This is a genomic window from Streptomyces sp. NPDC006265 (assembly GCF_040613555.1).
Lineage (GTDB): Bacteria > Actinomycetota > Actinomycetes > Streptomycetales > Streptomycetaceae > Streptomyces.
In genome coordinates, this window is record NZ_JBEXSH010000167.1 from 1 (window position 1) to 12,952 (window position 12,952).

Below are 12,952 nucleotides of genomic sequence, written 5' to 3' on the forward strand. Positions count from 1 at the left end.
CACCGACGCCGACAAGCGCGCCACCACATACGGTTACGACAAGCTCGACCAGCTCACCACGGTCACCGCCCCCGACGGCGCAAAGACGACCTACGAGTACGACACGGCCGGCAACCTCACCAAGCGCACCGACGCCCACAACCACGCGACCGCGTACGGCTACGACGCGGCCCGCCGCCTGACGAAGGTCACCGACCCGCTGGACCGCGTGACCTCCTACGCGTACGACGCCGAGGGCAACCTTTCCAAGAAGACCACCCCGCGCGGCTCCACCAGCTACGCCTTCGACACCCGCGGGCTGCCCACCAAGGTCGACTACTCGGACTCGACACCGGACGTCAGCTTCGGCTACAACGCCGCCGGGCGCATGACAACACGCGCCAACGCCAAGATCTCCGAGGACTTCGGTTACGACGCGGTCGGCAACCTCACCAAGACCCGCGGCTTCTCCTACACCTACGACGCCGCCGGGCAGATGCTCACCCGCAAGTACTCCGACGGCAACACCATCGGCTACGCCTACGACAACGACGGCCGCACGTCGTCGATGACCGCCGACGGGGTCACCACCAACTACAGCTGGGACGCCGCGGGCAACCTCACCAAGTCGGCGCTGCCCAACACCGAAACCGAGGACCGCACCTACGACCGAGCCGGCCGCCTCACCGCGGTAACCGCCGCAAAGTCCGCCACCACGGTCACCAAAACCGCGCTCACCCTCTCCGCAGCCGGGCTACCCACCCACGTCGACGTCACCCGCGCCAGCGTGGGCACCGGAGGCTGGGACCTCACCTACGACGCCGCGGGCCGCCTCACCTCAGGCTGCGCCCCCCAGCCCTGGGTCACCGGCTGCGCATCCAGCCGCACCACCTCCTACACCTACGACAAGGTCGGCAACCGCCTGACCTCCACCCTCGGCACCACCAGCACCAGCTACACCTACGACGCGGCCGACCAGCTCACGTCCACTACCACCGGCACCGCGACCACCGCCTACGACTACGACGGTGAGGGCAATCAGACCAAGGCCGGCGCCGACACCTACACCTACGACCTGACCGGACAGATCTCCGCCGCGACCGTCGCCGGCAGCGACTACACCTACGACCACGACGCCAGCGGCAACCAGGTCACCACCGCCAAGGACGGCGCGGTCACCAGCCGCATGCAGTGGGACCCCAACGGCCCGCTACCGATCCTCGCCACCGAGTACGACAGCGCCTGGGCGATCAAGCAGTCCTACCGCTACGACCCCCTCGGCCAGCCCACCGCCACCAAGACCGGCTCGGGCGCGCTCTTCTACTACCACCACGACACCCAGGGCTCCCCGGTCGACGTCGCCGGCAGTACCGGCACGCTCCACCAGCGCTGGGCCTACGACCCGTTCGGCAGCCGCACGCTGAACACGGTCACCAGCGGCGCCCCGGCAAGTACCCCGTCCTACACGGGCGCCCGCTACGAGACCACCACAGGCAACCTCGACCTGCACGCCCGCCAGTACACCACCACCACCGGCCGCTTCAACCGACCCGACCCGGCCACACGGAGCCTCACCACCCCGTACGTCTCGACGTACGCGTACGCCGACAACCAGCCCACACTGCTCACCGACCCCAGCGGCCTGACACCGGAGGATCCAAACGAGCGTGTCGACAGCCTCGGCGAGGGCCTCAAGATCTTCGGTGATGGCTTCATCCAGGGGCTGAAAGCTCCATTCGAGTTCGTTGGCGACGCGTATGACGCCGTCACCGGCCAGAACGGCGGTGCTGGGGCCTTCACCGACAAGTACCTCCCCGTCCGACCCGCCTACCGGCTCTACCGGGCGGAGTACCTGCTCCGCCAGCAGGGCTGCGATGCTCTCGCGGACTTGTACGCGGCGGCGGCGGACGAACTCGCCCAGCAGATCGCAGTCACCGGCATCGGCGGACTCACGGGATGGCGCAGGGCAGCCGTCGCTCCAGAGGCGGCCAATGTCGGGAACCTGAGGTTCGGCCCTGGAGGCGGTGGCGTGACCCTGGGGCATGGAGGGATCCCCTACAAAACCCCCACCACCCCCCAACTCAAGGCGCTCGTGAATCCCCAAGGTGGCGAGACGAACTGCCGTGCCTGCGCTGTGGCCGTCGACCGTCTGCTCGCCGACGGAGCTCCGTCCTCGGCACCAGGACGACTCAAGGCAGGCCCGACGGCGCCGATCGAGGCGTTGTACGGCGGAAGACAGTTCAAGTCGTCCACGCTCTCCGGCATCGTCTACGAGATCAGGAATGCAGGAGACGGAGCCAGAGGTATCGTCATGGGGCAGAAGGGCAGGCGTGCGCATGTCTTCAACGTCGTGAACGTCAAGGGAGACGTGGTGTTCCTTGACGGCCAGTCGGGCCACGCCGATCTCTCGCCGTGGCGGAACTTCTCCCTACTGAGGACAGACTGATGTTGGACATCGAAGAGGCGACCAGATTGGCCCAGAGGTTCCTGGATGAGGAAGTGAGCCACGAGGGAACGCCCTTCGCACTCGTCGAAGGAGAGCGTGCTCAGGTCGGAAGCACGTTCTACTTCGATTGTCAGTCAGTCGCCTACCTCCGGAGCGGAGACATCCGGGACATGGCCATCGGCACGGGCTACGTGTGCGTGGACGGAGAGACCGGCAAGTGCCGCATGCTGGGAGCCGTCGAGTCCGCCAAGCTCGACCTCTTCTGACCGGTCTCTTAAGCTTTCTTCTGTATCCGCGTTGGGAAACAGGCTCGTGGCCTGCGACGTGTGCCACAGGCCACTGGTCGGGTTTCGGCCTGACGGAGGAGGTCTTCCCTCACAGATCTGCGTGAGCGATGCGTGAGCGGACGGCCCGGCAAGGAGCGTCACGAGCAGGACCGAGCGCGAAGCCGCGTGGTGCTGATCAGGCAGAACAGCACCACGCGGCCGAGCCGAGCACCAACCGGCAAGGATTCGATCCCACTCCTAAAGCGGGTGTCGCAGGTTCGAATCCTGCCGGGGGCACAGAGAGAAGGGCACCTACGGACGCTCGTAGGTGCCCTTCGGGATCTATGGCCGACGGCCCGCTTGCCAGAGGCTCAGGCGGCGTGCGGGGTGAAGGTGACATGCGAGTCGCCTTCGTCGATGGTCAGGTTCAGCGTGCCGTCCAGGGCCTTGGCCAAGCGCCGCAGCAGCGGGAGAGTCGGTACGGTGTCACCGCCCTCCATCCGGGAGACCTGGGGCTGAGTCATCCCGGCCCGCTCTGCCAGCTCCGCCTGGGACAGGCCGAGTTCGATCCGACGGCTGTAGACCGCCTGTCCGAGATCGCCGGCCAGCCGCGCGTCGACGTACTCCTGGTCGTACTCCACCGCCTCACCCGCGAGCTGCCGGGTCCGGCGCGTCCTCCACGTGCTGTGATTCATCAGCTCTCCTTGCGCCGCTCGTACGTGTGCTGGGCATGGCCATGCTCGGCTTCGCAGATCTTCTGGGCCTGATGCGCACGCTCTACTTCCGCCGCTTCACGCATCCTCGTCTTACGGAAGACCGTCAGCAGCACGATCCGTTGTCCGGGCGCGAGCCAGTACGGGATGCGTACTGCTTCGCCGTCCAACTCGAAGCGGAGTTCACGTAGCTTGCCACCCAGGTGCCGCGAGTACGGCTCGCCGAGGGTCGTCGGCTCGTCCAGCAGTCGGTCCGTCTTGTCCTCGACCCGTCGGTAGAGGCGGAACGGAAGCAGCTCCAGCCAATCCCGTACCTCGGGTTCGATCTCGATCTCCCACCGCTCCGTCATGCAATCAACGGTATATACCTCCAAATGCATAACGCAAGCCCGCCACGGACCTCGGAGCTGCACCGCTCCAGGCCGCGCTGCCACCTCCACCCGCCCGAAAAGGTCGCTGCCTCCAGTCGGTCCAGAACGGATTCGGCACACAGGAGGTCGGGAAGCCTCGCGAACACGCGAGAACTGCCGAGTCGAGTTTCCCCAGGCCAGACGGCTAGCAGCAGACGTTTGCGCAGGTCACAGCCCCGCCCAAGGAAAACTCCTAAAGCGGGTGTCGCAGGTTCGAATCCTGCCGGGGGCACCAGAAAGTACCAGGTAATGGGACATATCGACCCTCCGTGAGTGCCACGGAGGGTCGCTTTTGTCCCAGATGGGAACCTGGTGGGAACGACACGATGGGTGACTCTGGGATAACTCCACACCGACGACGCGATCCGGTTTTACGAACCTTTGCCCGATTCGGTGACCAGCTACCGGGGCTGACGAGCTGCTTCCTGGGCGACGCAGAGCACGACTCAACGGATCAGGTTCCCCACCCCGGCCGACCGCTGAGACCAGCCCTCTACAGGCCAGAAGGCGGCCGACGTCTCTCACCAAGGTTTACGCCGCGGCAGAGCAGGCGCCATAGCCATGGCCATCCTCAAGACGAATTCTTCCGCTTTGCCGCCCATGGATCACCTCCCCTGGATGACACGAAACATCGCGTCCAGGTGCCGGGAGGCCTCTCCGCTCGGCCCTCCCCCGCGCCTCGGCACCACGCCCTCGCCACCGTCCGCGGCCAACGCCGGGCACACATACAGGGAGGGGAGTTCTTAATAAGTCCACCTATAATAAGCGCACCTATCCCTACAGAGGTGCACCGTGGACAAACCTGCCGAGATGTTCGACCGCGACTTCGAGTGGGCCGAGCTGACCCGCTTCGCCGCCCTGCCCGGCCCGCGTGCCACCCTCGGTGTGGTCTCCGGCCGCCGCCGCCAGGGCAAGACCTTCCTCCTGGACGCCGTCACGCGGGCAAGCGGCGGCTTCATGTTCACCGCCACCGAGACCACCGGAACCGACGCCCTGCGCCAGTTCGGCGAGGCCCTCGCCCGCCACCGCGACCAGCCCACCCCGTTCCGCTTCACTCATTGGGACGAGGCCGTCACGGAACTCATGCGCATCGCCGACAGGGGCGGCCCCACCATCGCGGTCATCGACGAGTTCCCCTTCCTCGCCAAGGCCTCCCCCGCCCTCCCCTCGATCATCCAGCGCGCCCTCGACCCCGCCGCCCAGCACACCAACACCCCCGTACGGCTCCTGCTGTGCGGCTCCGCCCTGTCCTTCATGGGCGGACTCCTCGCCGGCAACGCTCCGCTGCGCGGCCGCGCCGGCCTGGAACTCGTCGTCCCCACCCTGGACTTCCGCCTCGCCGCCGAGTTCTGGGAGATCACCGACCCGCGCACCGCACTGCTCACCCACGCCATCGTCGGCGGCACCCCCGCCTACCGCCGCGAGTTCACCCAGGGCGACGCCCCCGCCGGGCCCCACGACTTCGACGCCTGGGTCACCCGCGCCGTCCTCAATCCCGCCCGTCCGCTCTTCCGCGAGGCCCGCTACCTGCTCGCAGAGGAACCCGAACTCCACGACACCGCGCTCTACCACTCCGTCCTGGCCGCCATCGCCGCCGGAAACGCCGCACGCGGCGGCATCGCCGACTACCTCGGCCGCAAGTCCACCGACCTCGCCCATCCGCTCAGCGTCCTCCAGGACGTCGGCATGATCACCCACGAGGCCGACGCCTTCCGCCGCAACCGCTCCGCCTACCGCATCGCCGAACCTCTCATCGCCTTCTACCACGCGGTCATGCGCCCCGCCTGGGGCGATCTGGAACGTCCCGGACGCGCCCCCGCCGTCTGGCGCCGCGCCCAGTCCACCTTCCGTAGCAAGGTCGTCGGCCCGCACTTCGAACAGGTCTGCCGCGAATGGGCCCGCTGGCACGCGTCCCCCGCAACCCACGGCGGGCAGGTCACAAGAGTCGCCAGCGGGACCGTCAACGATCCTGCCGCCAAGACCAGCCACGAAGTCGACGTCGCTGTCCATGGCGAGACCGACAGCGGCCGCGAAACGCTACTCGCCATCGGGGAAGCCAAATGGAACGACGTCATGGGAAAGGGCCACCTAGAACGTCTCCAGCACATCCGTGCTCTCCTCACCGCGCGCGGGACCGCCACCGACGTCACCCGGCTGCAGTGCTACAGCGGCACCGGCTTCACCGACGAACTGCGCCGCCTCGCCGAGAACGACCCCGCCATCCAGCTGATCGATCCAGTTCGCCTCTACCACGGCGACTGACCCGGTCGCAGCCACCGACCCTGTACCGGGAACATAACCTCCACCATTACCGGCGTCCCGGAGAGCCTCAGCTCACGCTCATTCCCAGTCTGCTGACCTGTGGGTGACCGGCAGGCGTTGGGTGAAGGTCTTGCCGCCGTGCCGCCGCAGGAGAGGGCCCAGGTGGCGCCGCCGTCGGTGCTGCGGTGCAGCGCGCCGGTGGGGTCGATGCCGTACAGCGCGTCCGGTTTCGTCCACGAGAGGTAGGCCATCACCGGCTCGGCGCCGCCGCTGAAGCTCTTGCCGCCGTTTGTGCTCTTGGCTATGCCGTTTTGGGTGGTGGCCAGCACGATGTCCGGTTCGTTGGGGCTGACGGCGATGTCGAGGGCGGCGAGTTCGGCGCGCTTGTCCCGGGTCTTGCCGTCCTTGCTGACGCGTAGGAGGCCAAGCCGGTGTTGTCGCAGCCGTAGATGGTGTTGTGCGTAGTCCAGGGCATGGAAGTCGACTTCGCCGCCGCGGGAGAGGGTCTTCCAGGTCTTGCCTGCGTCGGTGCTCTTGATCAGGCCGCGGTTGGCGTGGTCGCCGCTGCCTTCGGCGGGGTGTCTGCTGCCGAGGAACGTCTTGGGCCCGGCGATGGTGAAGCCCATGCAGTCGGCCGTGTCGCTGACCCGCTGGGAGGAGCCGTCGTCCGCCACGGCGATGACGCCCTCGTGCGTGGGACGTCTTCGAGCCTGTGGTGCCGTCACCGGAACCGCCTGTGCCGGCGGTCAGAACGGCCGCGAGTAGAGCGGCGGCGGTAGCTGTAGCAGAACGGGGGCGGAGGCGCACGACGCGAACGGCGTGATCCACATCGAGTCTCCGGTCAAGGCCACCTTCTCCCTCGGTCAGTTCATGACCGACGTGAACTTGTGCCTCCCGGCTCCCTGGTCCGGATGGTTCACTTGGCGACTCACGGTGGCGGTCGCATCTCGTTCAGGTCAGTGACTGAAGCGTTACGCCCAGACCGTGGTGAGTGCCGCGACGAGGTTGGTGTCGGCCGGTGCCGCAGGCCACCATTCGCCCTCGTCGTCCCGGGGTGGGGTACCAGTGGCACCGTTGCCGCCCGGTGTCACCCGGAGGGTCGCTAGTGTTGCCCCATGGGCGGGTTGGGCACGGCCGAGCTTGAGGCCATGATCGAAGAGGCGACTGTCGACGCCTACAACGACGATGAGCAGCTGACCGGTCTGTTCACCATGCTTGAGGAGCACCTCGGCCTGCCCTTCACCATCGCGGTTCTCGGCGTCGAGGTAACCGTGGACGGCCTCGACCTCACGCCGGAGGGAAAGATCGTCGCCCTGTGCTCTCGCGGCGGCATGCGGCAATCGATCGGAATCCTGGAGCTGCCGTTGCCCAGCCCGGCGCCCGATGGCGCGGAGTGGATCGAGGCGTACCGTCACTGGGCCGGCTGAGGTAGGGCACCCCACACCTCACGCGGAACCGGCTTGTCTGGGAGGGCTGAACGTGGCTGACGCCGTACAGGGCACGCATCAGGGCGGCGGCGAACCGTCGCTGACCGACCTCATCGAGCGCAGTGCCGAGTTGAAAGGGCAGCTGGTCGCCTTCGGGCAGAGCACCCGCTTTGACCGGTGGTTGACGCCCCTCCTTCTTGAGGCCGCAGGGCCTGAGCGGAAGCTGGACGAGGGCGAGGCGATCCGGATCATCGACCACTTCATCCTGCGGTACCGCCTGCCGGACGGTTCGACCGTGGTGGACCGGTTCGTCGCTGGACGGAAGGGCTTGACCGCAGTCGACCGGGAGGTGCTGCTCGGCTGGCGGGACGCGGTGGAGGGCATCTTCGAGGTCCAGCGTAAGGAAGGGGATGCCGTCGTCCTGCTGAATTTGGTCGACGACCTGAAGTACCGCACGTACTCGAATGTCGGTCGGGCGGCGTTCCGTGGAGTGTCCAAGGGGGGCTTCCTCCACACCTGCCTGGTACCAGTCCACTCGGCCGGCGGGGCGTGGCTGGTATCCGGGGCGATGACGAGCTACCCGAAGTCCAGCGCCACCGAGATCGCCCAGGCCGCTCTCCACCTGGCCACCAGTCGGCCCGAACTGGTTTTCCGCAATCCCGAAAAGCTTGAGCAGGGATGGCAGCGGATGCGGGAGGACCGGGCCGCGTTCGTCGAGTTCTGCGGCGGCGACGAACTGATCCTTCCGCCTGCCGAAGGCGAGGACCTCCTCAACGCCTACTACCGCCACCGCCAAGAGGCCGCCGTCGCCGGACAGCCCGACCGTGCCCGGGGCAGACGGCTACCCGGCCTGGACCTGCCCTTCTTCGAGCTACGGGGAGAACTGGCGGACTCGGACAGCATCGGTGTCATCTACGACGAGGTCGACGGGCTCAACTTCTACGCGGACTACGGAATGCTGCGGGAGCTCTTCGCGGACCCGGCTCTCGCGGGCCGCAGGCAGTACCAGGACCTGTTGCGCGCGTACCTGCGCGAGGAGTCGATCGCGCCACTGCCGATCCGCCGACTGGCCGCCGCCCACCCGAAGACAGCCGACGCGGTGTTCCGGAAACTGCTGCGGAAGCCCGGATTCACCTGGTCCGAGCACGGCGAGGCGCTGATGCGCCGACGCAAGGCCTGGTACTACGCGAACGAACCCCGCCCCGGTGTCTCCGTAATCGGCGACCGCCTCGGCGCGCTCCTCACCGGCCGCCGGTAGCCAGCGTTCACACGACTGCTGGCTGTGGGGTTGTTCCGCGACGGTGACGCGCGTGGGGCCGCCGGCGCCAGGCGCGGGTGAGGCCGATGAAAGCGGTTGGTTTGGTGCCGGAGTTCTGGATCAGGTGGTGGAACCACTCGGGTCTGGGGGTGCTCGCGGCGATGTGTACGGCCTCCCTGGGGCGGTGCAGACTCGTGATGTCGCCTTCCAGGCGACGGGCGGCGCGTGTGGCGGTGTCGACCATGAGGCGTTCCAGGGCTGTGGCGGACGGGCCGCTGCCGGGCGGCGGGGCGACGGGCAGCGCGGCTGCGCGGGGAGGCCGGGCAGCCCGGAGGCGCTCAGCCAGGGCGGCCCCAAGGCCACATGCGGACCTTGACACAGGTGAGAGCCAGTCAACTGACCTGCGGAAACGGCCACTTGCTCAACTCCCGGGCCAAGGGAGCGAGCCTGCCGCCCTTCCCAAAGCATCTGCGGTGCTCAATGGAACCGGGCTGGACGACGAACCTGCGTAGATACCTCTGCCACCCCTCGAAGACCGTCCCCATGCCCTCAGGCTGGGAACCTGATGGGAACAGCAAGACAAAGAAGGCCCGCGAAGGATCGTGAAAGATCCCTCCCCCGCCTCCCTCATCAGGCCGATGACCTGCGAAAACAGCGAAACATCAAGCCAGATCCGGCAAGACGAGTGAGCTTATGATCATGCTCCTAAAGCGGGTGTCGCAGGTTCGAATCCTGCCGGGGGCACAGCCAGAAGGGCCAGCTCAGGAGGGTTTTCCTCCCAGGCTGGCCCTTAGCCGTTTCAGGCGCCGTGCCACAGGCGTGCCACTACGTCCGTTCAGCGTCCTCCCCGGGGGAACCTGAGTCTGGGCTCAGCAGCCAAGTGCGCCAGTTCCGGGGGGGGACATACATGAGCCAAGAGATGCAGTTGAGCGAGTGCCCACGCTGCGAGGGAAACCTCCCTCTTGGTGGTGTGGGTCAGGTATGACGACATTCCTGATCCGGATCAAGACTTCTCGCCAACTTGCTACACCCTCCTCGGTTGCTTGCGGCGCCGACAACCTCAGCTCTGGAGTGCGCCTGCGGAATCTGACGACTCGGTTGAACGCCAACGATTGTGGCCGCAGGTTGCCACGCTGGCTCAGGGCATCCCGACGTCTGTAGCGCGTGAGGTGATTGAAGCGCGCGCATGCTTCGATTCCAAGCTGTACACAGCTGCCGCAGTCATGGTTCGCCGCTCGCTGGAGGGCATGTGCATCGAGCAGGGCACGAAGAAGAGCGCCCTCTTTCAGGCGCTCCAGGAACTCCGAGACGACGGGAAAATTGAGGGCCGCCTGTTCGACTGGGCACAGGCGCTGAGGGTTCTTGGTAATCAGGGCGCCCACTTCAGCGATGAATCGGTGAGTCGGGAAGACGCAGCAGACGCCTTGTCTCTTGCCGAGGCTCTTCTGAACCACGTCTACGTCTTCACAGTCAAGTACGAGGAATTCCAGAACCGTAGGCAGTCGCCAGGAAAGACCGCTGAGTGAGTGCGTTGTGGCAAAGGGAGTCCCTGTTCGATGAGCAGGGGCTTCTTCGTGTGCGGGGCGTGATCGCGACGGAGTAGGGGCAGGCAGCGGACGGCCTTGTTGTGGATCGAGGAGAGTGTGCGATGCCGTCGGTGCTGGGGTTGATGGAACAGCGTGAGGCGCGGGCGAGGCAGGATCTGGAGTCCTGGACAGAGGTCCTGGAGCAGGCTCAGGCGGAGGTGGATGCCGCGTGGGAGCGGGTCGAGCGGGCCCGGGTGGGGCGTGAGGAACTCGTGTCGGTGCTGGCGGAGGAGCGCGCGGTTGATACGCCGGTTTCCGTGCCGTCTGGTGGTGAGGCGGCTGCTGTTGTGGGATCGGGCGGTCCCGGCGCGGTGCATGGCGGGCGGCCGCCGGTGTGGCGGTCGGGCATGGGTGAAGAGGTGCTCAGCGGCCTGTATCGGGAGGTGTTCGCGGCGGTGGTGGCTGCTTCGGGGCCGGTGAACGGGGTGGAGCTGACGCGGGCGGTGGGCCGGGAGGCGGAGATCAAGAACGAGGTGGAGAAGATCCGTCACCGTGCCTATGTGCTGGAGAAGCGGGGCTGGCTGGTGCGGGCGGAGGACGGACGGTTCATGCCCGCGCCTTCAGCAGTCGGCCGGGGCGCTTGTCCGGCCAGTGCGGAGCGTCCCCGGCCAGGCGCCTCGACAGCCTGATCACGGCGGCCCACCACACCATCTGCTGGTGGTGGTCGGGGCGGCGTTCGTGGTCGCGGTTGAGGCGGCGTGAGCGGGCCAGCCAGCTCAGCGTGCGCTCCACCACCCATCTGCGGGCCAGTACGACAAATCCGCGCCGCCCGTCCAAGCGGCGCACGACCTCGACGCGCACGCCGTGACGGGCGAACGCCTTCGCCAGGGCCGGCCCCTGGTAGGCGCTGTCGACCCACACCAGCTTCAGCAGCCGGCCCGGCTGGTCCATGAACGTCTCCAGCAGCGCGGGGGCGGCCTTGGAGTCGTGGACATCGGCGGTGGTCACGGTCACCTCCAGGAGCAGGCCCTCGGTGTCGGTCAGGATGTGGCGCTTGCGTCCGTCACGTGACTTGCCGCCGTCGTATCCACGGCTGTCCTCGCCGACGGTCTCGGAGGCATCCACCGACTGACTGTCGATGACTCCCGCACTGGGCTCGGCGCCTCGGCCCGTGCGTTCCCTCGCCGTGCGGCGCAGGCGTTCGTGCAGTTCACGCACGTAGTCGCAGGTCCGCCAGCGGCGGAAGAAGTCATAGACCGCCCGCCAGTACGGGAAGTCGACCGGCAGGGCCATCCACTTCACGCCGTTGTCGACCAGGTAGCGCACCGCGTCGAGCATCTCTCGGTGGCAGAACTCCTCCGGACGCCCGCCCCGCTTGAGCAGCCAGGCCGGCACCGGCATCGCGGAACGGACCTCGGCCCACTCCGCGTCCGTCATGTCACTCGGATAGCAGGCCGCCCGCCGCCCCGGAGCGATCGAACCGAACCGGTGCACGTAACAGTCACACCCAGGAGTGACCGCGGTGGACGCGGGCACAGCGATACTGCTCAACTGATCGGGCAACGGGCTTCCTTGGTCGTGCTGGGTGTCGTAACCGCGTCACTACCAAGGGGCCCGTTCCTTCATGCCCGCGGCCATACCCGAACCTCCGTACAGATGGTCACCCGTGCCGCACGCCCTCGAACGAGATCCGGTTTGCCACAACGCACTGAGTCCGTCGCAGACCAGCATCAGCACGTCGTCCGAGCCGCGGTTCTTCAGCTCGGTGAACACGTGCAGCCAGTACTTGACGCCCTCGCCGCCGTCGCCGGCCCAGATGCCGAGGATGTCGCGGGTGCCGTCCACGGTCACCGCCATCACCACGTAGATCGGACGGTTCGCGACCTGCCGTCGGCTTGCGATTGGCTCCTCCGCGAGGCATGCGAACGATCTCCTTCCCGGGCGTTCGCAACCATCGTTGGAAATCAAGCGCGGTCGAGCGAGCGGTTCTGCCATTCGGCCATGCCGTCCATCACCTTGTCGATGATGGTGGAGATGGTCTGCTTGGACACCACCGCCCCGTAGACCTCGGCGAGATGAGCCGATACCCCACCGTGGGTGAGACCCTTCGCCGAGAGCGACAGCACCATCTCGTCGACGCCGGTCAGGCGGCGCTGCCGCTTCTTGACGATCTGCGGCTCAAAGGTGCCGGCGGTGTCGCGGGGCACCCTCACCTCCACCGGGCCGACATCGGTCAGCACGGTCTTGGCCCGGGTGCCGTTGCGAACTGTTGCCGTTGTTCTTCCCGGCCGGATCATGCTTCTCATAGCCGACGTGATCGGTGACCTCGCCTTCCAGCGCGGACTCCAGCACCCGCTCGGTCAACAGCTGCAACAACCCGCCCTCGCCGGTCAGCTGCAGCCCCTCACTCCGGGCCCGGTCAACCAGCATCGCAACGAGCTGCTCGTCCGACACCACACTCGACAGTGCCTGAACCACCGGCTCGGCCTGCTGCTCGTTCTCCACGGCGGCCTCCGTCATCAGACGTGTCTCCTTGATCGCCAGATCCGCCGTTGATTAGACACTCCCGCGCCTCGTCGCCGCCTCCGGCCTCCCGCCGATCCGGCTGCACGACCTCCGGCACGGGGCGCCACGCTCATGCTCACCGCCGGCATCGACGTGAAGA

General features: G+C 67.2%; 11 protein-coding genes and 1 pseudogene. 7 read left to right on the forward strand and 5 right to left on the reverse strand.

Features of this window, described 5'->3' with window-relative positions; translation table 11 throughout:
- Both ABZ281_RS16280 and ABZ281_RS16285 read left to right on the forward strand, forming a co-directional pair.
- Positions 1-2,425, forward strand: a 2,425-nt coding sequence (locus ABZ281_RS16280; RefSeq protein WP_356655994.1) for an RHS repeat-associated core domain-containing protein, incomplete at its 5' end; no start/stop codon positions are given.
- Complete coding sequence (locus tag ABZ281_RS16285; protein WP_356655996.1) at positions 2,425-2,691, forward strand: hypothetical protein; 267 nt, start codon at positions 2,425-2,427, stop codon at positions 2,689-2,691. The genes ABZ281_RS16280 and ABZ281_RS16285, both read left to right, overlap by 1 nt.
- Positions 2,692-3,062: 371 nt before the next feature.
- Here the strand turns inward: ABZ281_RS16285 and ABZ281_RS16290 are convergent, their stop codons facing one another.
- Complete coding sequence (locus tag ABZ281_RS16290; RefSeq protein ID WP_185007520.1) at positions 3,063-3,386, reverse strand: helix-turn-helix transcriptional regulator; 324 nt, start codon at positions 3,384-3,386, stop codon at positions 3,063-3,065.
- Positions 3,386-3,754 carry a type II toxin-antitoxin system RelE/ParE family toxin gene (locus tag ABZ281_RS16295; protein WP_185007518.1) on the reverse strand — a complete coding sequence of 123 codons (369 nt, stop codon included), beginning with the start codon at positions 3,752-3,754 and terminating at the stop codon, positions 3,386-3,388. The genes ABZ281_RS16290 and ABZ281_RS16295 overlap by 1 nt, the downstream gene beginning before the upstream one ends.
- A gap of 852 nt (positions 3,755-4,606) precedes the next feature.
- Between ABZ281_RS16295 and ABZ281_RS16300 the strand changes: the two genes are divergently transcribed.
- On the forward strand, positions 4,607-6,076 hold the full coding sequence (locus tag ABZ281_RS16300; protein WP_356655998.1) for an ATP-binding protein: 1,470 nt from the start codon (positions 4,607-4,609) through the stop codon (positions 6,074-6,076).
- Here the strand turns inward: ABZ281_RS16300 and ABZ281_RS16305 are convergent.
- The gene (locus tag ABZ281_RS16305; RefSeq protein ID WP_356656000.1) at positions 6,061-6,801 is read right to left on the reverse strand and encodes a hypothetical protein; all 741 of its coding nucleotides are present in this window, start codon (positions 6,799-6,801) and stop codon (positions 6,061-6,063) included. The genes ABZ281_RS16300 and ABZ281_RS16305 overlap by 16 nt on opposite strands.
- A 390-nt stretch (positions 6,802-7,191) precedes the next feature.
- Here ABZ281_RS16305 and ABZ281_RS16310 point away from each other — a divergent pair, with 390 nt between their 5' ends.
- The 4 genes from ABZ281_RS16310 to ABZ281_RS16325 all read left to right on the forward strand — a co-directional run bounded on the left by ABZ281_RS16310 (position 7,192) and on the right by ABZ281_RS16325 (position 10,976).
- Positions 7,192-7,503 (forward strand): hypothetical protein, encoded by a 312-nt coding sequence (locus ABZ281_RS16310; RefSeq protein ID WP_356656002.1) that lies wholly within the window; start codon positions 7,192-7,194, stop codon positions 7,501-7,503.
- Positions 7,504-7,555: 52 nt separating this feature from the next.
- Complete coding sequence (locus ABZ281_RS16315; protein WP_356656004.1) at positions 7,556-8,761, forward strand: hypothetical protein; 1,206 nt, start codon at positions 7,556-7,558, stop codon at positions 8,759-8,761.
- 1,169 nt (positions 8,762-9,930) lie between these two features.
- Entirely contained in the window at positions 9,931-10,287 is a 357-nt protein-coding gene (locus ABZ281_RS16320) for a DUF4145 domain-containing protein (RefSeq protein ID WP_356656010.1), read from the forward strand.
- A gap of 122 nt (positions 10,288-10,409) precedes the next feature.
- On the forward strand, positions 10,410-10,976 hold the full coding sequence (locus ABZ281_RS16325; RefSeq protein WP_356656006.1) for a hypothetical protein: 567 nt from the start codon (positions 10,410-10,412) through the stop codon (positions 10,974-10,976).
- Here the strand turns inward: ABZ281_RS16325 and ABZ281_RS16330 are convergent.
- Both ABZ281_RS16330 and ABZ281_RS16335 read right to left on the reverse strand, forming a co-directional pair.
- Positions 10,894-11,724, reverse strand: coding sequence for an IS5 family transposase (locus ABZ281_RS16330; RefSeq protein WP_356656008.1), 831 nt, complete (start codon positions 11,722-11,724; stop codon positions 10,894-10,896). The two genes, ABZ281_RS16325 and ABZ281_RS16330, sit on opposite strands and share 83 nt — an antisense overlap.
- Positions 11,725-11,997: 273 nt before the next feature.
- Positions 11,998-12,717: pseudogene (locus tag ABZ281_RS16335) on the reverse strand (transposase); the annotation flags it as partial.
- Positions 12,718-12,952: the final 235 nt, after the last annotated feature.